General features: G+C 39.4%; 23 protein-coding genes. 3 read left to right on the top strand and 20 right to left on the bottom strand.

Annotation, left to right across the window (positions count from 1 at the left end):
- Positions 1-45: 45 nt before the first annotated feature.
- The 11 genes from AC1Z3S_RS13050 to AC1Z3S_RS13000 form a co-directional block, all read right to left on the bottom strand.
- Positions 46-825 (bottom strand): MurR/RpiR family transcriptional regulator, encoded by a 780-nt coding sequence (locus tag AC1Z3S_RS13050; protein ID WP_461737978.1) that lies wholly within the window; start codon positions 823-825, stop codon positions 46-48.
- Positions 826-887: 62 nt separating this feature from the next.
- Positions 888-1,712 carry a tyrosine-protein phosphatase gene (locus AC1Z3S_RS13045; RefSeq protein ID WP_461737979.1) on the bottom strand — a complete coding sequence of 275 codons (825 nt, stop codon included), beginning with the start codon at positions 1,710-1,712 and terminating at the stop codon, positions 888-890.
- A 13-nt stretch (positions 1,713-1,725) separates the two neighbouring features.
- A complete protein-coding gene (locus AC1Z3S_RS13040; protein ID WP_461737980.1) occupies positions 1,726-2,994 on the bottom strand; it encodes a PTS sugar transporter subunit IIC in 1,269 nt (422 codons plus the stop codon).
- 306 nt (positions 2,995-3,300) lie between these two features.
- On the bottom strand, positions 3,301-4,089 hold the full coding sequence (locus tag AC1Z3S_RS13035; protein ID WP_461740720.1) for a triose-phosphate isomerase family protein: 789 nt from the start codon (positions 4,087-4,089) through the stop codon (positions 3,301-3,303).
- Positions 4,079-4,867, bottom strand: coding sequence for a triose-phosphate isomerase family protein (locus AC1Z3S_RS13030; protein WP_461740763.1), 789 nt, complete (start codon positions 4,865-4,867; stop codon positions 4,079-4,081). The genes AC1Z3S_RS13035 and AC1Z3S_RS13030 overlap by 11 nt, the downstream gene beginning before the upstream one ends.
- Positions 4,868-4,996: 129 nt before the next feature.
- Complete coding sequence (locus tag AC1Z3S_RS13025; protein WP_461737982.1) at positions 4,997-5,356, bottom strand: PTS glucitol/sorbitol transporter subunit IIA; 360 nt, start codon at positions 5,354-5,356, stop codon at positions 4,997-4,999.
- Between the two features lie 18 nt (positions 5,357-5,374).
- Positions 5,375-6,367: a 2-keto-3-deoxygluconate permease gene (locus AC1Z3S_RS13020; RefSeq protein WP_461740719.1), complete on the bottom strand. Its 993-nt coding sequence runs from the start codon at positions 6,365-6,367 to the stop codon at positions 5,375-5,377.
- 13 nt (positions 6,368-6,380) lie between these two features.
- Positions 6,381-7,724 carry a four-carbon acid sugar kinase family protein gene (locus AC1Z3S_RS13015; RefSeq protein ID WP_461737984.1) on the bottom strand — a complete coding sequence of 448 codons (1,344 nt, stop codon included), beginning with the start codon at positions 7,722-7,724 and terminating at the stop codon, positions 6,381-6,383.
- 12 nt (positions 7,725-7,736) lie between these two features.
- Entirely contained in the window at positions 7,737-8,756 is a 1,020-nt protein-coding gene (gene pdxA, locus AC1Z3S_RS13010) for a 4-hydroxythreonine-4-phosphate dehydrogenase PdxA (protein WP_461737985.1), read from the bottom strand.
- Between the two features lie 24 nt (positions 8,757-8,780).
- On the bottom strand, positions 8,781-9,437 hold the full coding sequence (gene fsa, locus AC1Z3S_RS13005) for a fructose-6-phosphate aldolase (RefSeq protein ID WP_461740718.1): 657 nt from the start codon (positions 9,435-9,437) through the stop codon (positions 8,781-8,783).
- Between the two features lie 23 nt (positions 9,438-9,460).
- Positions 9,461-9,916, bottom strand: coding sequence for an RpiB/LacA/LacB family sugar-phosphate isomerase (locus AC1Z3S_RS13000; RefSeq protein WP_461737987.1), 456 nt, complete (start codon positions 9,914-9,916; stop codon positions 9,461-9,463).
- 176 nt (positions 9,917-10,092) lie between these two features.
- Between AC1Z3S_RS13000 and AC1Z3S_RS12995 the strand changes: the two genes are divergently transcribed.
- A complete protein-coding gene (locus tag AC1Z3S_RS12995; protein ID WP_461737988.1) occupies positions 10,093-10,860 on the top strand; it encodes a DeoR/GlpR family DNA-binding transcription regulator in 768 nt (255 codons plus the stop codon).
- Positions 10,861-10,962: 102 nt separating this feature from the next.
- On the opposite strand, the gene AC1Z3S_RS12990 is transcribed toward AC1Z3S_RS12995, so the two are convergent.
- Complete coding sequence (locus AC1Z3S_RS12990) at positions 10,963-11,793, bottom strand: oxamate carbamoyltransferase subunit AllH family protein (protein WP_461740717.1); 831 nt, start codon at positions 11,791-11,793, stop codon at positions 10,963-10,965.
- A 510-nt stretch (positions 11,794-12,303) separates the two neighbouring features.
- Here AC1Z3S_RS12990 and AC1Z3S_RS12985 point away from each other — a divergent pair.
- Together AC1Z3S_RS12985 and AC1Z3S_RS12980 are read left to right on the top strand one after the other, a co-directional pair.
- Positions 12,304-13,098 (top strand): alpha/beta hydrolase fold domain-containing protein, encoded by a 795-nt coding sequence (locus AC1Z3S_RS12985; protein ID WP_461740716.1) that lies wholly within the window; start codon positions 12,304-12,306, stop codon positions 13,096-13,098.
- 17 nt (positions 13,099-13,115) lie between these two features.
- Positions 13,116-14,315 carry an amidohydrolase family protein gene (locus tag AC1Z3S_RS12980; RefSeq protein WP_461740715.1) on the top strand — a complete coding sequence of 400 codons (1,200 nt, stop codon included), beginning with the start codon at positions 13,116-13,118 and terminating at the stop codon, positions 14,313-14,315.
- Positions 14,316-14,574: 259 nt separating this feature from the next.
- Here AC1Z3S_RS12980 and AC1Z3S_RS12975 read toward each other — a convergent pair whose 3' ends face one another.
- The 8 genes from AC1Z3S_RS12975 to AC1Z3S_RS12940 form a co-directional block, all read right to left on the bottom strand.
- A complete protein-coding gene (locus tag AC1Z3S_RS12975; RefSeq protein ID WP_461740714.1) occupies positions 14,575-15,669 on the bottom strand; it encodes a sensor histidine kinase in 1,095 nt (364 codons plus the stop codon).
- Positions 15,670-15,686: 17 nt separating this feature from the next.
- Positions 15,687-16,283 (bottom strand): hypothetical protein, encoded by a 597-nt coding sequence (locus AC1Z3S_RS12970; RefSeq protein WP_461740713.1) that lies wholly within the window; start codon positions 16,281-16,283, stop codon positions 15,687-15,689.
- A gap of 20 nt (positions 16,284-16,303) precedes the next feature.
- Positions 16,304-17,785 carry a response regulator gene (locus AC1Z3S_RS12965; protein WP_461740712.1) on the bottom strand — a complete coding sequence of 494 codons (1,482 nt, stop codon included), beginning with the start codon at positions 17,783-17,785 and terminating at the stop codon, positions 16,304-16,306.
- A 523-nt stretch (positions 17,786-18,308) separates the two neighbouring features.
- Positions 18,309-19,181 (bottom strand): HAD family hydrolase, encoded by an 873-nt coding sequence (locus AC1Z3S_RS12960; RefSeq protein ID WP_461740711.1) that lies wholly within the window; start codon positions 19,179-19,181, stop codon positions 18,309-18,311.
- A complete protein-coding gene (locus tag AC1Z3S_RS12955; RefSeq protein WP_461740710.1) occupies positions 19,165-21,498 on the bottom strand; it encodes a glycoside hydrolase family 65 protein in 2,334 nt (777 codons plus the stop codon). The genes AC1Z3S_RS12960 and AC1Z3S_RS12955 overlap by 17 nt, the downstream gene beginning before the upstream one ends.
- Entirely contained in the window at positions 21,498-22,343 is an 846-nt protein-coding gene (locus tag AC1Z3S_RS12950) for a PIG-L deacetylase family protein (protein ID WP_461740709.1), read from the bottom strand. The genes AC1Z3S_RS12955 and AC1Z3S_RS12950 overlap by 1 nt, the downstream gene beginning before the upstream one ends.
- Positions 22,344-22,345: 2 nt before the next feature.
- Positions 22,346-23,191 (bottom strand): carbohydrate ABC transporter permease, encoded by an 846-nt coding sequence (locus AC1Z3S_RS12945; protein ID WP_461737999.1) that lies wholly within the window; start codon positions 23,189-23,191, stop codon positions 22,346-22,348.
- Positions 23,188-24,090 (bottom strand): carbohydrate ABC transporter permease, encoded by a 903-nt coding sequence (locus AC1Z3S_RS12940; RefSeq protein WP_461738000.1) that lies wholly within the window; start codon positions 24,088-24,090, stop codon positions 23,188-23,190. Before AC1Z3S_RS12940 ends, AC1Z3S_RS12945 begins: the two co-directional genes overlap by 4 nt.
- Positions 24,091-24,106 lie beyond the last annotated feature (16 nt).

The raw sequence follows: 24,106 nt of genomic DNA, 5'->3' as shown, positions 1-24,106 counted from the left end.
GCTAATGGAGTGAGCTCGTACACATTCACCCCATTAGCTTTCGTTTTAAATTGTTTCATTACATGAGTATGCTTTTAAATATAACAAGTAATTTCGCATTAGCGTATCAATACAAAGATTTAACGGCAGATAGGAATGGATTTGGGTCCCTTTTAATGGATTAGCAATCGGCGTGGAGTAATAGAACAAATTATAATTAGCCAGACGCACAAGCTTATTATTTGAAAAAGAAGTAATACTAATAATTTTAGCCTCTCTTAACTTTAAAAGCTTTATTACTTTAATTAAATCTACTGACTCACCACTATGGGAAGCAATGAAAAAGCAATCGCGCTTCGTTATCAAAGGAATCACCGATTCTAACTCACTCATGCCAGATAGATAGATGACTCTTTTATTCCCGATACCCATTAAATTTCTTGAAAGCTCACGAATATAATTTTGATTCGTGTGTCCTGTTCCAAAGCAGTAAATAAATTCAAGCTGTTCAAAGTCATCAAAAATTGCTGTAAAGTTTATCTGTCTCAACAAACGTTTTGTTTCAGCAAGATCTTTAGTCTGTAGTTCAAGCACATCTGCATTTTTTTCAGATATCTGAGCATCAGCTTCGATTTTTAACTGAACCCGAAATTCAGCAAAGCTAGAGTATCCTAATTTTTTGATTACTTTAGAGATATATGATTTAGACATATGCACTGCACTAGCAATTTCATCAATTGTCAAAGTTTCAATCAATTTACGATTTTCATATAGCCAAGTAACGACCGTGTTTTCATTGAAATTTAATATTGAGGTTTTGTCTATGATTTTACTTTCAAAACTCATTTAAATAACCCCCTTCAGGTATATATTAATGAGTTTTAAATGAAATAGCAATTTAAAATGAATCAGTTCATATCCTCTAAATAGTATTCTTTGAAACGCTGGATAAAGTCTTCTGATAGACCCATGACTTTTCTAAAATAGTCAATTACTGTACCCCCAACTTTTTTTATTTCAATAATTGTATCGTAAATTACATCTTCCCTTGTGGCCATGGCGCTTTCTAAATAATTTAATACATTTTTATTATCAGTATATTGCCGATATTCTGCCATTCTTTCATCGTTTCTCGTCTGATTATATTTCCCCGTGGCCATATAATCTTCAATAATAGTTTCTTCCTCCACTCCTAAAAGCAGCAAAACTAAAGCAACTCCATAACCCGTACGGTCTTTGCCGCCGCGACAATGTTGCAGAGAAATAATATTTGGTCCTCGGCCCAATATTGTCAGCATTTCTTTATAAATCCCTTGTGAATGTTTATCTTTTACATAGGAAAGCATGCTTTCTTTTAGCATATCTGACGATAAATTTAGTTGATTGCTTACATCAAGCTGAATCAAACTATTAACTTTTTCAAAATCTGTTTTCAAATCGCTACTTGCCAAAGCTGCAATTTTACTATCAGGTGATAATACATAGGTTTTAGCGCCAGCGATCTCTTGATTAGGCCTCTTAGAGCGTTCAGATTGATTTCGATAATCAATAATTGTGTTTATACCATACTTTTCTAGAATCTCAATATCAGAATTTGTTAGTAAAAATAAATCATCTGATCTGAACAGCTTCCCTTTTTTTATACGACGACCGCCCTCTGTTTGATATCCTCCAAAATCTCTTGTATTAAATGTTCCGTTTAATCGAATGAAATGTTCATCATTAATATTCAAAATAATCTCCTTATTAGTTAATAGTCAGTAACTCATTCTCTAGATTCTTCTTATCCAAATACTTAATGAACGGATAATACAAGAGCATTACAACAACTACTTGTACAAGCTGTAAGACCCCAGTCCTCCAATCACCAATAACTAAACCGCTAAAGAATGGAATATTCCATGGAAATGTCACACCATTTGCTCTTGGAATAATGTTAAAGAGCGTAGCGACATAAGCCATCGCAATTGAAATAACTGGAGCAAGACTCATAGGGATAAATAAAACTGGGTTTAAAACCATCGGTATACCAAATTTCATCGGCTCACTAATTCCAAAAAAGCCAGGAACAATTGCGATTTTCCCCACCGCTTTCAGTTGCTTACTATGACAAAAGGCTAATAACAATAATGCTAAAGCAAAATGACGTGGACCTTTGAGGGTATTGATAAAAGTCATAGTTAAAATATTCGGCAGAGGCTCCCCACTCGAAAATGCAGCTAGGTTTTGAATTTCTAAAGGCTGATATAATGTATATAAAATGGCTGAAGTTGCTAAACTACCGTGTATCCCAAAAAACCACAGTACTTCAGAAAAAAACATCAAAAAAAGAAGAGCCCATATTGAACCTCCTAAATATTGTAAAGGTTCTTGAAGCAAAGTGTAGATTAAGTCGTGAATGTTTCCAAAACTAGTAAATGAAAGAACTCCTGAGAGCACTAACATAAATGCAGCGATAATGACTGCAGGGATTAGTGCTGTAAAGGAATTTGCCACATTTTGGGGGACACTTTCAGGCATTTTGATAGTAATTTTTTTCTTGGTCAAAAAATGGTAACACCAGGTTGTTGACAAAGCGACTAACATTGCTACAAACATTCCTTTTGAGCCAAGGTATGAAATATCAAAACCACTGATTGTACTATCATTTACCTCAAAGTTACCTAACGGAGTCGCAATAAAAAAACTCATGATGGATATTAAAATTGAAGAGATAACGTCACTATTTAAGGTTCGCGCCATTTCATATGCAAGGGCAATCAAAACATATATTGAAATTAAATTTGTAGTCATCGTCGTACCGACTTTGATTAAGCCAGTTAATCCAACATTGTCAATGAAGTTTTGATAGACGGGGATACTAAGATTAGACAAAATGGCACAAATTGATCCCACCATTGTAACTGGTAATATTTTGATCATTCCATTGGCGATTGACATAATAACAATATTTGTTGAGAATTTCCCCATCACTGTTTGAAATTTATCTGTTAATAAATGCATTTTATTTCCCAAGATAAGCACCTCATATACTTAAATTATTAAGATTCAAATATACTTCCCTTTCTTATAAAAAAATTTTTTTAAGCGATTTCATTTTCTAGAAGATGATGTGCACACTCTTAGAATACTCGAATAAAATGTAAAAACAATAACTCATCTCGAATTGTGTCTCATTTTCCGAAGATAACAATAGTTTCCATATTAAGAACTAGTTTCCACAAGGACTTTACTCAATAAACTAATGATATTTTTCGAGTATTTTTAAATAAAAAACTCTAAACCCGTTTAAATCACGAGTTTAGAGTAAAGGTGTCTTATTTACACACTGATTCTCCCTTTTGCCTCCTCAACAACTGCTACCACTTCAGCATAGCGCCTTGGCTCGCTGCCGAAACGGCCAACTAATACTCCGTCAATCGCATCATCAGCAACAATCAGCCGGGCATTTTCCGGACTGACAGAGCCGCCGTAAATTACTCGAATGGCAGCCACCGTTTCTGCGGGATAAAATTCCGCCAAAATCTCACGGATGACCTGTCCTACTTGGTGAATATGAGGAGCATTTGAAGCCCGGGTTTTGCCGACTGCCCAATGGGGTGTATATGCCACCACTAGTCGCCGGACGTCCGCTTCTTTAGCGTCTTGCAAGTCGTTGAATAGCTGACGTTTTAAAATGCTATACAGTTTATTGGGATCTTCAATTTTTTCATCCTCACCAATACAGAGAACTGGTGTTAAGCCAGCTTCTAGGGTTAGCAGTAATTTTTTATTAATCAACTCGTCAGTATCGCCGAACATACTGCGGCGCTCCCAATGTCCCAATTCAACATACTGCCCGTCAACATCAACTAAAGATTCAATAGAATATTCACCTGAGTATTCACCAGCTGCAAAAGAGGCAATATTTTGTGATCCTAGCCCTATCCGACTATCTTTTAAAACTGTCGCAACAGCGGTGATAGTCCCCATTGATGGAAAAACAATTTGTTCAATTTCCTGATTCTCATTTAGTAAGTCAACGAGTTGCTTGGCAAAATCAACCGCATCTTGATTGCGATTTTGCCGCATAGCCCAACTCATCCCGACGATTGGTTTTCTAGTTGTCATCTAATCGACCTCCTGCTTTGACTAATTCTAAAATTGCTTGATAATTTTGCGGCTGATGCCCGAAGCGTCCAATAAATACACCATCGACATCGGCGCCCTTGATAATGGCTCCGGTATTTTCTTTTGAGACTGAACCGCCATAAATAATTCGGCTGGCCACGGCCACTTCCTGATTATAAAGTGTTGCTAAAATAGTACGGATTTCCCGATGAGCTTGATGGACAAAGGCAGTCGGAGCCGCCTCTGCTTTGCCAATCGCCCAGCCGGGTTCGTAGGCGAAAATAATTCGACTGATGTCTGCCGGCGCAATTTTATGAAGATAGGCTTGCAGTTGCTGTGTTAAAACAGCGGTAAAGTCTGCCATTGAAAGCTGCTGATTGCCCTCGCCAATACACAATACTGGCGTACAGTTATTTTCTAAAGTCAAACGAGTCTTTTGATTAATCAGCTCCGGAGTCTCATGGAATATTTGAATCCGTTCGTTATGCCCCAATTCCACATAACTGCCGCCTAATTCCAGCATACTTTCAATTGAATATTCACCGGTATAAGCACCATTTTGCCCTGGTGCAATATTCTGGGCACCGTAGCTGATATTACTTTGATGCTGCAACTCCGCCTGTGCTGCGGGAATTGCCCCCAGACTCGGAAACAAAAACTGCTCCACCGCCGTTTCATTACCGGTAAGTTGGCGGATATTCCGGCAAAACTCAGCCGTTTTCACGTTGGTATTCATATAATTTTTTAAACTCATGCCGACAATCGCCTTACGCTTCATAATATTCACCTAATTCATCTTAAATGGATTGATTTTCCTACTAGGAAATTTGTTCGACTTTCAAGCGGATAACAAATATTCCGCTATAGTTTTTGACTGATGTTGGTTGTGAAGAATGACAATAACCGATTAATCAGTAATCCTAATTACATCACCAGCTTGTAAACTAGGTAAAGGCTTCGCTTCAACATAGATGGTACCAGGCAGCTCTGCAGCTTGGCTCCCATCAGCTTTGATGGTAGCATGGCCAATGTCCGCCAGATTATCCTGTGCGATATTGCCAACTGCGGTGATGGTAAAGCTTTCTGAGCCCAGCACCAGATTTTGGCCAACCTTTATATCACCTGCTAAGCTAATATTACCGATTGTAATACTATAATTTTTAATTTGAGTCATGACACTTTCAGCGGAAAACAGTAGCAAAATCCCTTCATCTAAAAAACGGGAAGCTTCCGGCCCGATTGTCACTACTTGACTTTGAAAAATCATCTTTTTCCCTCACCTTCTCTAAGCGGTTTTCGGCTCTGGTTCCACAAATTCTTCCATATTTGGCTGTGGATTGAGCTTGTCTTGACTGTAACGTTTTTTCAACCATTTATCAAAATAAGCTACTAAGAAAGGTGCTACCAGCAACGTAATGATACTGGCAGTAGCGCATTGTGCTGTCGCCATATCAGCATATTGTGCTAAAGATGGATCAGCTGCAACTACAATCCCTGGAGTCAAGGCAGAGTTTGCCGCCACTGTTCCTAAAACGGCCCCCAACGGAGTTTTCTTCTTCAAGAACAAGTTGTAAATAAAGAAGTAACCAACACCAATCACTAATGCCAAGACACCTAATAGCACACCTGACAGGCCTGCTTGTAAAATTGTTGAGACGCTAGTATTTGCTCCAATCGCAAAGGACATAAAAATAATGATTAAGGGTTGGGCTTGACTACATAAATCTCTAAAGTTCTTATCAAAGTTGCCCCAAACTGCTCCCACCAATAAAGGAATAATCATCGCGACAATCTGCTGCCAAGGAATATTGGCTAAACCAGACATCCCCATTGCTACCATCGTGATGAAGGGCCCATCTTTAATACAAAAAACTGAAATGGCACCGGTATCGCTAGAATTGCCATATTCAGATGAAAGTGCGATGTAAAGAGAGCTGTTGGAACTGGTTAAAGCCGCAATCAAAGCCAATGGAGTCAAGCCAAGAATACCGGCAAAGCCAAAGAAATGACCGACTAGAAGGCCAATGCCTGCACCGACAATGAATTTTAGACCTAAAAGAACAGTTCCCTTATACAATGGTTCACCAGCCTGCTTAAAATTGATGGAGGAACCACAAACAATTAAAAAAAGTCCCATCATTGCTTGATTACCTTCTTTAAATAATGCTGTTGCTGGACCGCCAATCGTTAAAACATCTGGAAAAACTGTGTTGATTAAAATAGCTAATAACAATGGGACAATAATAAAACCACCTGGTACTTTTTTTAGTAGATTCACGCTGCTTCCCCCTTTAAATACTCACCTTTTTATCTGCTTCTTGGAAAATCCGCTTAACCGCTACGATTGCCGTATCCTCTTTCCCGGTTAAACCACCTTTACCAATTGTGACAACACCATCATAGGGTCCACCGATAATTCGACCTAAATCTGTTTGCGGTATCACATAATCAACCAGGGCAATGCCAGATGCACCTAATGTTTTCAGCGTTGAAACCATCGTATCGCCACCAGTCATATATATCCCTTTGATTGGCTGTTGCGTTTGTTCCAGAGCTGTTTTTACAATTTCCGACAATGCTGCATTTATATTGCGGGCTGCTTGACCTTTAGCCATACCTTGATTGGACTCAACATCTGCTAAGTCCAAACGGGGACCTGAGACAGCTGTCTCCAAAACAATGACATTGCTCTGATTATCTGACAATGCATGTCCAACAGCTTCAATAGCTTCTAGTTTAGCAGCTTCCCCTTCTGCATTATCAAGGGCAATTGCCAGCGGCGCTACCGAGACCTTCGAAACGCTTTCATTTTCACACAAAAGATTTATCTGCTGTTTGGTGACAGCTGTGGCACTTCCGGCGACCACAATTACTTTGCCATCCATAATCGCTGCGACAGCTTCACTTGATTCTGGTTCAGCCTCTGAGCCAAAGCCCCGCTGAATTGCTAGCTTTTGTGTGAAGGGTCCAGGATCAATGGCTAAAACAGACCATGCTAACTCATGGACGCACTCAGCAATCAGCTCAATTTCATCCAGACTGATTGCATCACAGATAATTATTTTTGCGCCTAATGATTTTTGGTGACTCAAAGCTGCTTTAACAGCCTCTTTGCCTGCCAATAAGGAGGAGAGGCCTAATTGCCCGGTCCGATGCTGTGTTTGCTTATCAATCATCGTCGGGACGTGGGTCTCTTTAATTGGTGTCAAAACATCCTGAGCAACATCCGTTTTTTGTAACGCAGTACCATCAATGACTGAATACCCGCCAACTAAAATCCGGTTGGACTGGGGCATTGCTGGCACCATGATTCCCACGGTATCTTCTGGTAAATGAGCTAGCATCTCATCAATTTCATAGCCGATGCCACCTCGTAAAGTTGTATCAATCCTTTTGGAAAAATAAGTAGCCCCCTCAATTTTCAAGGCCTCAATCGCTTCGGCAATTGCAGCCTGAGCATCAGCCGGTTTCATATGCCGGCTGTTACTGCTGAGGACAATAGCTTCTTGATCAGCAGTATCCACCATTTCAGTTGGTGAAAAATAGGCTGCTGTTGTAATTCCAGAACGTGCTAGGAGCACACCAACAGTTGTTGCTCCAGTTAAATCATCTGCGATAATGCCGATTTTCCCCATGGAATGTCCTCCTTAATTTGCTACCTTCGCCTTATTGTCTGCCTGCATTTTCCAATAGTCAGAAGCGACCATCACAGATTCCATCAGACTGATATAATTTGCCATATTTTTTCCAGCGATATCAAACGCTGTCCCGTGATCGACTGAGCAGCGCATAAATGGTAATCCCCAAGTAATCGTGACTGCCCGTTCAAAATCAAGTGTCTTACAAGCAATATGTCCTTGATCGTGATACAAAGATAAAATAGCATCATAATGACCTTGACGCATCAAGTGGAAAACTGAGTCTGCCGGTACCGGTCCAACAACGTTTAACCCCCGGGCTTGAGCCTCTTTAACAGCGGGAATTAATTCGCGGGCTTCTTCATCACCGAATAAGCCATTATCTGACCCGTGGGGATTCAAAGCAGCTAAGGCAATTTTAGGATTGGTGTAGCCAAGCGTACCAAACACTTCATCAATATGTTCGAGATTTTCCACACAGCGCTCTTTAGTAGCATAATCACAAGCATTTTTTAATGACATGTGACGACTGACGAAAAAGACACGCAAATTCTGTACATGAAACATGGTTAATGCATAATCAGATACTGTATTATTATCAAAAATCTCTGTATGTCCTTCTTCTTTAACGCCAACCAATTTGATTGCTTCTTTGTGGATGGGTGCAGTTCCCACCACGTCCACTTTGCCAGCATTACCTAATTCAATAGCCTTCATTACAAAATCATAGGACATTTGGCCTGCTAACTTTTGAACTTTACCATATTCGATCGCATCACAGTCATACTCCCCCGTAGTCAACAAGTCGATAGTGCCGTATTGATAAACGCCTTCACTAGGATCGCTAATAATATTTAAGTTAAAATCACAATCCTTTAACTTCATTGCTTTACGGATGGTGCCTTCAGCTCCGATTAAAAAAGGTTTCATTTGTTCATAAACTTCCTTTTGCTGCAAGGTTTCAACACTGGTTTCTGGCCCAATGCCAGCTGGATCGCCGATGGTAATACAAACTGTTGGTTTAGTCATAACTTATTCCTCCAAGTCGCCTTTTTATTTTTTCATCTCTGCTTGATAAGCCTGCCAATCCGCTTCAAACTGGGCAATTCCATTAGTTGTTAAAGGATGGCTCCACAACTTAGGAAACAGACTACCCGGAATCGTAGCAATATGTGAGCCCGCTAAGGCTACGCTCTCAGCATGACCAATATTGCGAACACTAGCAGCAATAATCTCAGCTTGATAGTCATAAATATCAAAAATTTTCCGCAGGTCTGACACTAATTTTAACCCATCAGCAGCAATATCGTCCAATCGGCCTAAAAACGGACTGACATAGGTAGCACCGGCTTTAGCAGCCATTAATCCTTGGGCTGCAGAAAATATCAGAGTGACATTAGTTTTAATACCTTCTCGTGAAATTACATGAACAGCCTTTAAACCCTCTTCGGTCATCGGAATTTTAACTACGATATTATCTGCCCACTGTGCGATGACCCGAGCTTCTTTAATCATCCCCTCACTATCTAGAGAAGTTACTTCTGCACTGACCGGCCCTGTAACCGTTTGACAGATTTCTTTTATAACCGTTTCAAAATCCTTACCTTCCTTAGCAATAATCGTTGGATTTGTTGTTACGCCATCAACTAAACCTAATGCATTGATTCGTTTGATTTCAGCAAGATTTGCTGTATCTAAAAAGAATTTCATTTTTGGCCTCCTGTTTTTTTAGACTAGCTAATTTTTTCCATTTCCATAATCTCATCAATCTTGCGGGCAGAGTTTTTACCGCTGCCGCTCATCGTGAAGGCGTTGCTTAAATATTCTCTGGCAATTGTCTTGGCAGTTTCATGACCAATTACTTTTGCTCCCATTGTAATAATTTGTGCGTTATTACTTAATTGTGCCCGCTCTGCTGAGTAAACATCGTGGGTTTGTGCTGCACGAATGCCCTTAACCTTGTTGGCAGCGATCGCCATACCGATACCAGTTCCACAAAATAAAATTCCTCGCTCCACTTCGCCAGCTTTAATCGCATGGGCAACTGTCGCCGCAATTTGCGGATAATCCGTATCATTTTTTTCATAAACTCCGTAATCAACTACTTCATAACCTAACATTGCCAAATACTCTTTTACATCTTCTTTCATATCAAAAGCGTTTACGTCTGCACCTAAACCTACTTTCATATTCTTTCACCACCTGTATTTTATGGTTTCATATTACTTCGATAAAGTTCGTTTGTCAACTATTTTTTTCGCTTATTTTTATTTAACGATAAAACGAAAGTAAATGAAACTAAAAAGCTTGCGTTTTTCTAAAAACCTTCGTATAATAAGAAATAAGTTGAAAGGAGTTGTCACCCATGTATGCAACTGAAAGAAAACAGGCGATTTTACAACTGATTGAGCGGGATAATTCTGTCTCCGTCGAAGATTTGGCCCAAGAATTCCAAGTCTCTCCAGTCACCATCCGCTCTGACTTAAAGGATTTGCAAGAGCAAAATTTATTAGTCCGCACCCACGGAGGAGCGACTAAATTAACTGATAATCAACAAAATATGAAAGTTGACACTGAATACGAAACTCGTAAGAAGAAAAATATTACCGAAAAGCAAAATATCGCAAAAAAAGCCCTCGCTCAAATTAACGAGGGAGATTGCATTATTTTAGATGCCAGCTCTACCTGTTACGAGCTAGCAAAGTTATTGTTGAATCAACCGCTACGAATCACAATTTTGACCAGTGGCTTGCGGACTGCCAATCTTTTGAAGGAATCCAATTATTTTACGGTGGTGATTATCGGCGGGATTGTCAAAGCCAATTCGAATGCAATTGAAAGTACCATTGGCATTCAGATTTTGGATAATTTCAGTGTCGATGCCTTTTTTACCTCCAGCTACGCTATTTCGACTGTCGATGGCCTATCTGATTTCAGTTTGTATGAAGCGGAACTGAAAAAAGAGTTTGTTCAAAGTGCCGAAAAAACCATTGCCCTAGTTGACCACAGCAAGTTCGACAAAAAAGCAATTGTCCGTTTCTGCCCTTTGGATAAAATCAGCCTACTGATTAGTGATGATGCGCTGCCGGAAAATCTCAAACAAAGTTATCGGCAATCAGTAAAGGTTCTTTGATAAAAAAGCATTTGCTCTACATTTTAAATAAAAGCGCCACAGTCTCCCCACTAGCAAACAAGTGGAAATCTGTGACGCTTTTTAGCCTTTCAAATTATCAGACTATCCGTGTCGTTGCTTCAACACAAACAAAATCCCCAGCAAAATTCCAAAGCTCAAATCTTTTCCTGAAGTGTGGCCGACTTTCATAATTGCGGCCACGTCCTGCGCCAAAATGTCAGCCGAACTTGCTTGAAGCAGATCTTGATAGAGCTGATAAAAAGGTGAGCTGACGTAGCCCTTCATTAGGGCCTCTAAATAATTTTTACTGATATCTGTCGTTGGTAATTTGGATGCCACCAACGCCTGTTGCAAAGCAGCTACATCCGGTAGACCCGCAATCTTCAATAAAAATAGATAGCCCGTCAATACATCATCCCCGCTCGGAGTCAAGCCTTTTCCACGACCAATCAGCCATTCGATGATTGGCTGCCAATTTGTCAATGACAGCTCGCCAGTTAATTGGGGCAGCAAGTCAACAGGAATTGTCTGATAGTCCAGCCCCAACAGTTGACTCAGCTGTTTCTCCTCTAAAATAGTTTTCAACGCCAGCAAGGTTTCTTGCTGCAAATTGGCTTGACTAATTTGCAAGGAAACCAATTGATAATCTGCCAAAACAATTTTGGCCACACCTTGACGACTATAAATCGCAAAGCCATCTTCCTGTAAACGCACTACATCCCCCTGCTGATAATTTTTCAACTGTTTTTCAAATAAATCATCTGGCAGAAAAATGCCATAACAGGAAAGGTACTCATGATAGTTGGCAACATTGATTAATTGGCCACCGACTTCAATATTGAAGGAATGCTCAAAGCGGCTGTGGATTTTCCCCACCTTGCCAAATTTATCTAAAGGAAAAACATAATCGCTGATTAAAATAGATTGAATCATGGTGCTTACCTCCGTTGTGGGAAATAGGGCCTTAGACGTAAACTTTTATCACAAATACAGTTATCTGAATTGTCCCGTATCTCTGTGATTTAGCAGTCTCATGAGACAGAGCAGTAAGGCTACGACAATACTCCAGTAATCCCTAATCTCAAGCCCAGAATCTTTAGTGAATTTGTTGAATGATTTTTGAAAAAATCATTCCTATCTTAGTATCGCAAAAATTACTGGACTATTTTCTACCCTCTATCATACCCTATTTGTTAAAATGGATTCAACGCAAGGATAAACATGAAGTCTTGAGCTGAGAAATTATTGTATTTTTTTAAGCATCAGGCTCTCAATTATAGTCTGCGAAAAGAATTCACAGTGGGAAAAAAATTTTTTTATTAGCTTACATGACTATTTATTGATTGTAAACTTCGATAACTTAATTGGAACTATCACCTTGAATTCTTTTTTCCGAAACTCTGTTAAACTTAAAATTCAACCTAAAGAAAAGAAGGGCTCAACTTGAATAATACATGGCACCTAACGAATGGAGCTAACGTTTCCGTTACTCAAACCACTAATTATCCCAGCAAATATCTGATTTATTTCCACGGTGGCGGCCTCGTTTATGGAACGAAGGCTGACATGCCGCAGGCTTTGCAAAAAATTTTTCTTAATCAGGGCTATGCTGTGTTGGCCGTTGACTATCTGTTAGCTCCTAATAGCTCGTTGGCAGCAATCCTCGCTGATTTAGAAAAAACTTTTGCTGAGATTCACAAGAAAATCGCTGACGCAGATTTTGTCTTTTGCGGCCGTTCTGCCGGCGCTTATTTGATGTTTTTATTGACAGAAAAACTGATTGCAAAAAAACAGAAACTGCCTAAGCAACTGGTCAGTTTCTACGGCTATACTGATTTGAAATTCGTTGAAACGCCGCGGGCTATTTTCCCAACAAAAATTCCTGAGGAAAGTTTGCGGGCAATCGAGACGGTCAAACCAGTCTACGATGACCCAAATTTGCGACGGGTACTGTTATATATTTATGGGATTCAGCACAATTTACTGTTGGACTATTACCAAGCCAGCACGAATGATTTTCAGCTGGCAGCGGCGACTTTTTCACAGCTGCCATCGGTCTTTGCTAGCGCTAGCACGACTGATTTAGAAGTGCCTTTTCGCTACAGCAAGCAATTGGCTAAGCAAGTTTCTGCCAGTCAGTTTGTTCCTGTTTATGACTTGGAGCATGATTTTTTAAAGGATGCTGATAATTCACAGGTTCAAAAAGTTTTTCAGCAACTGACTGACTGGTTATTTTAAAATAAGCGAGGTGCATTATGACAACAAGATGGCTTTACAACGTAAAAATTGAAACAGACTACCTGCAAACAGCGGGCATTACCTCTGGCACAGCAACTAAAAATGTGGATATTAAACTGGTGGATGGCTTAATTGCGGAAATCCGGCCAGCGCAAAATTTTGAGCCAGCTAAAGATGATTTTAATGGCCGCGGATTATTAGTGCTGCCGGCGATTCGTGAGATGCATTGTCATTTTGATAAAAGCAAACTCGGTCTGCCTTGGGCACCAATCAAACCGGCCGCCTCAATTGTTGAGCGCTTTACTCAGGAAATCAGCGACTTAACAGCGGTCAATGCCTCATTTGAAGACCGAATGAGCCGTTTGATTGAGCTAGAATTAGCTAATGGCACCACTTTTTTCCGTTCCCACATTGATGTCCATCCGAAAATTGGTCAAAAATTTTTAGAACAAGCTCAGGCTGTCTTGGCCAAATATCAGGGGAAATTTGGTTACGAGCTGGTCGCCTTTCCGCAGCATGGTTTGTTATTATCTGAAGCCTACGACGAGATGAAACACGCCTTGGCAAATGGCGCCACCCTCGTCGGCGGTGTCGATCCTTTCTCTTTGGATGGCAATCTGGAAAAATCATTGCAGCAAACCTTTGATTTGGCAACGCAGTTTAACGTGCCCATTGATATTCACCTCCACGAGCGGGGCGACGCTGCTCGGCAGACCTATCAAAAAATGATGGCGCTAACGGTAGACGCCGGTTGGCAAAACCGCGTTACCATCAGCCACGGCTATGGCTTACAGGATTTTTCGCCGCAGGAAAGCCAAGAAATTTTCCACGGTCTGGCTGAGCAAGGTATCTCGCTGATTTCCAGCGTACCGCTGGACAGGGTTAGACCACCGTTAGAAGAAATTCGTCAAGCTGGTGTACAGCTTGCTTTAGGCTGTGATAATATTGATGATTCTTGGTCGCCTTTTGGAGATGGCAGCGTCTTAGAAAAGCTGAACCGTTACACAGAAATTTACCAACTCACCACTCAGGAAGCCTTGACTGAAGCCTTAAGCCTTATCACCGGACAAACCACAATGGGACCCGAAAATTTTTTAACCAACGGCAAGCCAGCTAATTTTATTTTAACTGATAGCAGCTGTTCTGCTGAGTTTGTGGCCCGTAAAACGCCGGTAGAAACGAGTTTTTATCGAGGGAAAATTTGTTTTCAAAAATAAGCAAAAACGAATCAGTTACTTGGCATTTGCTAGTAACTGATTCGTTTTTTTATGAATTCATAAAACTCTGACTATGATTTTATCTGAAATCAGCATTTAAACAGTTTGATAAGAACAATTCGCTTATCATATAGCTGTGCCAAGTTTTTACAGATGAATTATTTGAAGCATATTATTCATAAAGAGGTTCACCGTAACGTATCAGCTGGCACCCCCTAAAGCTGGCTGCCCTTTCTACATAAAACTCTCTCTGTGGCTTTTAACTCTCATTACTCTCTTTAGGGATTACAATCCGGATTCTGGTAAAATCGGCTGCTATTTCTTCAAAATAGATATGTCCTCTTTCACCATAGGCTAATTCTAAGCGCCGTCGAAGATTATATAAGCCATATCCATTGCCCTTGTGTTCCAAGGCCCTTGCCAACTTTTCACGGTCAAAGGTTGCTCCGTTGTTTTCAATTTCAATTATCAGCTGGTCTTCAGACAAATAAATTCGGATATTTAAAATAGACGCTAGCCCCTTCATATCATTCATTGCAAAGCCATGCTGAATACCATTCTCAATCAAGGGCTGCAACAGAAAATTAGGCATGCGGCAGGCTAATGTCTCTTCCTCAACAGATTCATTGACCGTGAATTTTTGCTCATGCATAACTTGTTGAAGGTCAATATAAGCATGGACGTTCTCTAACTCATTTTCAACTGTGGTGAAGAAATGGCCGCTGTTGAGACTAGTTCGATAAAAAGTTGCCAGCCAAGAAAGCCCTTGGGCTATCTCTGTCTCATCATGATAAATCGCCTTCCACTTCATACTGGACAAAGTATTGTAGAGAAAATGAGGATGAATCATTGACTGCAATGATTTTTTCTCGACATCACTACGCTCAATTTCAGATGTCACCAGCTTTTCGGTCAATTCATGCTGCGATTGCTGCATCTTGGCAATACTATTGGTCACAATACCAATTTCATCTTGATCTTCAGTAAACTCTATACTATTTAAAGCACCATTGGCAACTGAATCTGAATCTGCACTCAATTGATACAAACGGGACGTAATTTGTTTTGACAAATAGGAAATTAAAATGATGGAAAACATTAAGCAGATAATTAATACCAAGATTGTTTGTTGAATAATTGGCCATAAAATCCCGGTAACTTCCTGCTTGCTTACTAAGTAAGCGAGCTGCCAATCTGTATTTTCAACCGCAATTTTTTTAACGAAATAGCCCTCCTGCACCACCTCTTGACTTTTACCGAACTGAACATCCTCTATAATGGATTCTGCAATAGACTCGGTGCTCTGCTGATAAACTAAATTTCCAGCAGCATCTGTTAAAACTAAGCTGCCCATCTCGATATTATCATTTGCTAAAGCGTAGCTAAAGCGTAGCTAAAAAAAGACGGAAATAGATTAAAACGGATGTGGCCGATTACCCGGGTGCTTGAAGTGGCATCGAGAATTTTCCGATCAATGTAAAGCTGTTGCTCAACTGTATCCCAAACGACCTTTGCATTACTTTCAATAGCCGACTCATTTAAATCTTCCATTGGAACAAAATAGTTTCCGATGGCCCTACTAAAATATGGTGAAGAGACGACAATCTCTTTAATATTTTGATCACTAGCCAAATAGTAAGAAAAGGTTGGTTCAATTTTTTGAGTTAAAATTCTTGCCAGCTCTATGGGATTATCTTGGTATTCAACAATATCATCGCGAAATTCTTTATTGTATGCCAAAAAATTCACATTTTTCATTTCCCCCTCTAGCTGACTGGCAAGTTCATTGCTCATAATTTTGATGTTGTTGCTCATATTACTGACAATCTGCTTTTCCGCTGCCTGATAAGAAAGGTAAAATGAGAAAAAGCCAATTAAAACTATCGGCAGGCACACCAAAAAACTATAACTCAAGACCAATTTTGTTCTTAAACCTGCATTATGAAAAAACCACTTTTTAAATTTCATCGGCCTGCTCCCCAGTATAGTTACTTCATTTTACGATAATGATTCGGCGTAACACCATATTGCTTTTTAAACACCCTGTCAAAATAGGAATGGTTTTTGTAGCCAACCTTTTCCGCAATTTGAATCACTTTTAAATTTGTTGTGTCTAGTAGCTGCTTCGCTTTTTTTAACCGAAAATTCGCTAAATCTCCCATGATGGTCCGGCCGGTTTCCTGTTTATAAAGCACACTAAGGTGACTGCTAGAGAAGTTTAAGTCATTGGCAATGTCTTCTAAACTAATATCATGCAGATAGTTACGTTCGATATAGTTTAAAATTTGCCGTGAAATATCAATCTGACCTTGCTGAGCCAAGCCTTGGTAAAATTCAGTGACCTTCATCAAAGAGTGAGAAAAATCTGCTATCGATTGCCATCCGGTATTATAGCTTTTGGGCAATTGTTTAAAATAGGTTTTTTCTAGAGTAGAGCTGAGCTCAAAAAAAATTTGCTGAGCTAGACTAGTAGTCAAAATAACTTGTCTATCAATCAACTTTGCAAGCTGTGAGAAAGCTGCTGCCAGCTCATGATTTTCTTTTCTTCCTATCGCATTTAAGCAAGCTTCTAAGTGAATATCAAAAGGGCGCCGATCCTCTTTATACTCTTCAATCTCGGTTTCTGGATAAAGCTGGTTCTGGGCTAGTAGAAATTCTCGATGATATTTCTCAAGCTTCGTTAATTTCCGTAAAAAAAGCGGCAGTTGATCAACCTCCTCCATGACAATTATCCGTGGGTAAATTTTCTGTGTCTGTTTCAAATGGATAATACTTCTTGAAGCAAAATCTCTCACTCGTTCCTTGACAAATTTTTTTGTACTGACTAACAGAATAAAGAGAGTCTTATTATCAATTTTGACATAAAATTTAGATGCTTCTTTGAATTGATCGAACTGTTTGATTACCATGCTTCGCTCTGGTTCAGTTAGCTCTGTCGGGAAGTCCAATTCTAGTAGTTGCAATTGTTTCCCTTGTAAATATTCGTCTAAAATACTGGAAATTTGAAGAGGCCAATTCCCAATTTTTGAATTCATAAATAATCGACTTAGACTGCGGGTCAGCTCTTCTTGACTTTGATTTTTTTCTTTAAGCTCTCGAGTTGCCAGCTCCTTTAAAGCCTCATTAATTACTTTAGCAAATTCCTCTATCTCGATTGGTTTTAAAAGATAATATCTGACATTGGCCTCCATGGCTCCTTTGGCATAATCAAACTCCCCATAGGAACTGAAAATGATTCTGATGACCTGTGGAAAATCTTGATTGACTTGTGAAACAAGAGCAATACCATCCATCAATGGCATTTTGACATCCGTAAGCAGGATATCTATTTTTTGACTTTGTAATATTTCCAATGCCTCTAAACCATTGGCAGCCTCATAGGTTTTGATTGGGAAATTAAATTTTTCAATCAAATACTTGATGCCGTTTCTCTCTTCCCTCTGGTCATCAACTAGCAACATATTGCGCATAATTCAGCCCCCTTAAAACTTCGCTCCCTTTCAATCCTCCATGCTCCAAAAAGATTTTAGAGTAATTTTCGTTCCACTCTTTAGTTTGCGCTTTCATTTCTACTAAAAATAACTTTCCAAGTAACCTATGATATTAGTCTTATTAACAGATGAAATCCCAAACTATATGATTCTTGCTCCAGCGGTTCAGTAGCTCCTCATCGCAAATTGACAATATCTAGTGTTTGTCACTAGATATCGTTCGTAAAAGTTCGGCTTTGTTCTAACTAATATCACAAACTCATCTATATACAATTTAATTATATAACAATTCCCTTACCTTTCCAGCTACAAAAAAGGTTTTTGTACTCTAGGGTGGTTGATGATTATTTCAACAGTCTTCAAGCAGAGATTAATTGAGCAGGAAAAACCGCAAAGCTATCTTTCACTTTTGAAAAATAGCCCTGTGGTTTCCGGTATTTAAATTGTCTCATTTATATCTGCATAATTTCCAGACACCTGTTTAAGCCCAACTATTCTTACCTTATAGCCTAGTTTGTTCTTGCAAAAAACTGAGAAAGGTCGGTACACCGCCGCCCAGCACTTGAACTCCTTTAGGCCGTTGTCCCACAGCATCAGAGACATCAAAGAAATCCCCTGCTGCAGCCTTTGTTGTCTGCATATAGCTATCACTACCAAATAAGCCGTCAGCATATTCAACAAACTCATCGCCCCAAAAGCTGCAATCTGCAGCGGTTATTGCTTTTTCATTTAATCGCTGCAGAATACTATCGACATTATCACTTTTATCAGAGAGGCCAACTTCTAAGTATTTTGCATCACTAGTGATTTTCAATGGCAAGCCCTGCTTAACAGAAATTTGCTGACAATAAGCTAATAAATCAGCTAACGAACCCGCAAATTGATGCTTTTCCAACAGAGCTAATACTTTTTGCAAGTCTTCTCCTTGAAAGAAAAGTTGCTCTCCACGGTCTTGATTCACCAAAATATCAATTTTACAATAATTAGGTCTTGAAAACACAATGTCACTGGCAATCCCATAATCCCGCAATAATGATTGATGAATCTCAAAACAAATTTGATGAATCAACAACAATTCACTTTGATCTTTCGGTAAATTATCTGAAAAAGTTTGCCGTTTACCTTGCTCAAACTGATAATTGTAGGCTCCTCGTCCTAGACCTAAATAAAGATTAGCCAGTTCATCTGACGAAAAATACTCATGTAACTTGCCACCTGCAATATTCTCATACGTGGTTCCACTTACAATCACTAATCTGATTTCTTTCTCAAGCAATTGCTTCATGGCGGCGATTATCTCATCAACGGAAGCATTTCTGGATAAGACGGCAGTCCCATCCCAATCGAAAAAAATTGCTTTATATTTTTTGAACATAGCTTTCTCCTTGTTTTAATGAGATTCTTACACCATTAAAAGTCAGCTCTTGCAGTTGATTACTGTGAATTAACGTCACTTTTGCCTGTTCTTTAGTCCGCTCAATCTCAAATACACCTTTTTGGTATTGAAGTTTGAAGCGATATCCTTGCCACTGTTCTGGTAAAACCGGTGCAATTGTTAGCTTGCCAGCGTTGAGCCTCACCCCACCAAAACCATTGACGACAAACTGCCAGGTGCCAGCCATATTTGCAGCATGAATACCAGCATAAAAATTATGATGGTAATCATCCAAATCCATTCGAGCGGAATCCATAAAATAGGCATAGCTCTCAGCTAGTTTACCAATTTGACTGGCTATAATCCCAAAAATTGCCGTGGAGAGTGACGAATGATGCAGAGTGACTTTCTGATAAAAGTCATAGTTTTGCACCAATTCATCTGAAGTGAATTTATCGCCATGTAGGTATAGTCCTAAAACAGCATCGGCCTGTTTACTCATCCGTTGACGCCAAACAAAAAGCGGATGGTAATTTTCATATAGTAGATGTCTTTTTTCTTCCGGAATAGTCGCTTCACTCAACGGCTTTCTCAGCATATAATTATCATCTTGCAGGTAGATTCCCTTTTCTTTGTCCATTGGAAAATACATATTATCCGCAATCAATTTCCAATTTGCCAGCTCTTCCTCAGTGAGCCCCAGCTTCTCAATCAACTGCTGATACGCTTCTGATCGATTTACTGCCATCAGCTTCAATGCCTCTAAAGCATCATAAAGATTTTGCTGAGCCATCAAGTTTGTGTAGAAATTATTATCAACGATTGCGTTGTACTCATCTGGCCCGGTTACCGCACAAATACAATATTGATTGTTACGGTATTCAGAAAAACTCCCGACGTCTGCCCATACTCGAGCTGTTTCAGCTAATACTTCACAGCCTTCTGCAAATAAGAAATCACTGTCTCCGGTGATTCGATAATAGTGCATAAAAGCATAGGCAATATCTGCATTAATATGATACTGAGCAGTTCCTAAAGGAAAATAGGTCGAAGCCTCTTGTCCATTAATCGTTCGCCAAGGATATAATGCCCCCTTTTGATGACCGAGAATCCGAGCCCGATCACGAGCTTCTGGCAGTGTATGGTACCGATAACTCAATAATTTTTGAGCGATTTCAGGATTCGTATAAGTGAATAATGGAAGCATGTATATTTCTGTGTCCCAAAAATAATGTCCTTCGTATCCTTCACCGCTTAAGCCTTTTGCCGGCATCCCCCGTAGACCGTCTCTTCCAGCATGCTGAAAAACGTGGAACATGTTAAATCTCAGGCCTTGCTCTGTCTCTTCATCTCCAAAAATTTCAATTGCCGCATAATCCCAAAATTTTTGAAAATGCTCAGCTTGTTTCTCAGCGTAAAATGAATAGTCTAACTCTGTTGCTTCAGCTAAAGTCTCTTGAATAAAATTCTTAAAATCAGTTTTTTCCAAGTCTTGGTTAGTAACATACGCCAGTGCTTTGGTAAGTCTTATGGTCTGCTGCTCTTTACCTTGTATGGTATACGTTGCCTCACAGGATTCTTCAATTACATTTGCTTCACCAAGAGTAGGTTGGTTAAACATAATACTGCAACCACAGCCAAGGGATAACTGGCTATGTTTTGTTGTCCCTTGATAATACATTAAATTATCTGAAAAACTCACCTGTTTATGTTGCAGCCGCTGCCCAAAGGGACCATAGTCAACTAAGGGATTTGTCTTGCGGGTATGATTTTGAATTTTGCCATCAAGTTTCAGATGGAAATTGATTTCGCCGGAAAAATTCAAAGGGGTTACTTCATAAAGCTGGAACATCAAATGTTTATTTTCCAGCGAAACCAATTCTTCAGAATGGATTTGGAGTTCTCTTTGACTAGGAGAACGCCATACAATATCCCGTGAGACAATGCCGCGTTTCATGTCAAGCTTACGTTCATAGCTGATAATGTCTCCAGTAAATAAATCAAATAACTCATCTTCAATACTCACGCCAATTTTTTTCATATTCGGAACATTTAGAAGACTCTGACTCCATTCAGGAAAACCATAATTCCATTCTCCGTAACGGACTTGGTCGCTATCGTAAAAACCATTGATAAAATTACCTTCTAATCCCTCATCAATTGTAAAAGGGTAGCTTTCCGCTAAAGTACCACGAGTGCCAATATAGCCATTCGATAATGAAAAGGTTGTCTCATTGCGATAATTATTTTTCGGATCAAAGCCAATCTCTCTAACTATCCATGGCTCAACTGGATAAATACGTTGTTGTTTTTTCACTATTTAACCCCCACTTCCCAAAATATTTCCTCATTTTTAACAAAGGCAGACAGATACGCTGCATCATCAGGTTTCATTGCTGTTACATGACTGGCTAATGCTTGTGCCTTTAAATTTCCAGCAGGTTCAGCTAACATCTCTGGTAGCATCGGAAATACCTTGCGCTCACTCCATATGAAGTCAGTTTCTGCTAGAGTTTTTGGTTCAGAAAAAGCTAATTCATGATGATTCCTTAAAGGCCAGTTGTCATCTCCATCGAAAGAATGAACAATTCCAGCATAGACAGTTGGTGAATAATCAGGAATTTCTGCTAAGGCGTCCTGTAAAAACCAAAACAATCCAACATGATCACCATGCAAATCATATTCTGAAGTAGTAAAAATAGCATCTGCTTGCTCGTTCATAAGAATTTGTTTTAAATCTTCTTTGAAGGTTGTTCTCGTATACATGCCAGCTTCACCTGTCCAAAGCTCATGAAAAGAATCATTTCCAATAGGTCCATATGTAGAGCGGCCCGCTTTTCCATCATGAATAGCATAGGCGTCTTGTTCTAAAAATAAATTGTATAAAAAGCTATTACCATAGGACATCCCAGTGTCTGGGTAACCCATAAAAATTAGTTTATTCTCAGAAAGTCCCAACAACTTACAAGCCGCTATACTTTCTAACATTCGCTTTTTCCCGATTTCTCGATGCGGGGCGTCATAGTCCCCGGTTGTTGCTAGAACAACTTTTACTTGCTTGTTAAGCTGCAGCCCTTGAAAAATTATGCCACCACTCAACAGCACCTCATCATCAGGGTGAGGCATTAAAATTAAGATTTTTTTGAACTGTTCAAGTGTCATCATTAGCCCTTCACTGCTCCTGCTGAAACACCGGCAATAATATATTTTTGCATGAACAAATAAAAGACTATTAATGGTGCAACCCCTAGCATCATCATTGGGAATAGTGCTGTCCAGTCGGTTGAAAACTGCCCAATATTACGGGACACTTCCTGCAAAATAACACCTTTATCTCTTGTTTGTAAAAATAATAATGGTGTCATAAATTCATTCCATACATTTAAAGTGGTGATAATTGCCACAGTTGAAATAACAGGCGTCAATAACGGAAATACTATTTGGAAAAAGCGTCGTAACACGCCGGCGCCATCCACTTCAGCGGCTTCTTCCAACTCAATTGGAATAGTCGATTCGATAAATTCTTTAAAAAGAAAAATCGCCTGTGGTAAATTAATGGCGATATTTACAAAAATGACTGCCGCAAGTGAATTCATCAAACCTAGCATTTTAACGACTTTATACAAGCTCACGATGTTCATTTGGAAGGGAACTACCAATCCAGCAATGAAAAATAAGAAAATGCCATTAGAAATTTTGGTTTTACTACGGGCTAAGGCATACCCCACCATACTAGATAAAATAATCAATATTACTACTGAGCAGACTGTAATGATTAGAGTATTGCCAAACGCCCGCGGAAATTCCATCTTTTCCCATGCGGAAGTATAGTTAGAAAATAACCATTCATGAGGCAAACTTAAAGGATTATCAGTTGCATCCTTGGCAGATTTAAAGGTAGTGACGAGCAGATAGTAAATTGGAATGAACCAAATTACCGCCAGAACTATCATGGATATTTCCAGACCAAACAATTTCTTTTTTGATTTACTTTCTAGTCCTGAGTTCATCGTATTGCGTCACTCCATTTCTTCATAAGTTTATTTACTATAAAACTGATAATCATAACAATCACAAAGAAGACAACCCCAAAGGCAGCCCCTGTGCTATAAAAGCCCTCAGAGATCCCTCTTTTCATCATAACTGTCATCACAGTCTGAGTAGCATCACCTGGACCGCCGCTAGTCATCGAATAAATGATATCAAAGACCTTCAAACCGCCGACTAATCCGGTAATGACAACAATTTTCACTGATGGCGCCATTAAAGGCAGTGTGACTCTGAAAAATTTTTGTAAGGCTGAGGCTCCGTCAATTTCAGCAGCTTCATACAAGTCATAGGGAATACTTTGCAAATTGGCTAAGAAAATCACCATACCCCACCCGGTCCATTGCCAAATTTGTGTAAAAAGAACTGAGTACAAGGCATTATCTGCGGAAAAGAAATTGATTGGTTGCATCCCTAAACTGGTTATTAAGTTGTTGATTAAACCATAATTGGAACTGGACATTAAGTAACTCCACAAGTAGCCGATAATCAGTGGACTAAATACCGCTGGGAAAAAAAATATTGCTCTCAATGCGTTACGTGTTCTTAGTTTTTGATTCAATAAGACAGCTAAGGGCAACCCTAATACTGTCTGCATGCCTGTCATGATGATGGCGTAGATGATTGAATTTTTAATCCCGGTCATCATCAAGGGCGTTTGAAAAACTTTTATATAATTTTTCAACCCAACAAAGCTTAAGTCTGTCGGATTTAAATCTGTATAATTAGTAAAGCTGTAATAAAAAGTTGCCAAAAAAGGAATAATACTAAAGATGGCATAGATAGCTAGTGCTGGCACTAAGAAAGCATACAAATAGAAGCCTAGTGTTCCGTAGGCTGGTTTCCTTATTTTGTTTAGCAAGATGGACGCCTCCAAT

The organism is Enterococcus sp. LJL90 (assembly GCF_056924355.1).
The sequence above is the reverse complement of the archived record's forward strand: the minus strand, read 5'-3'. Positions and strand labels throughout refer to the sequence as shown.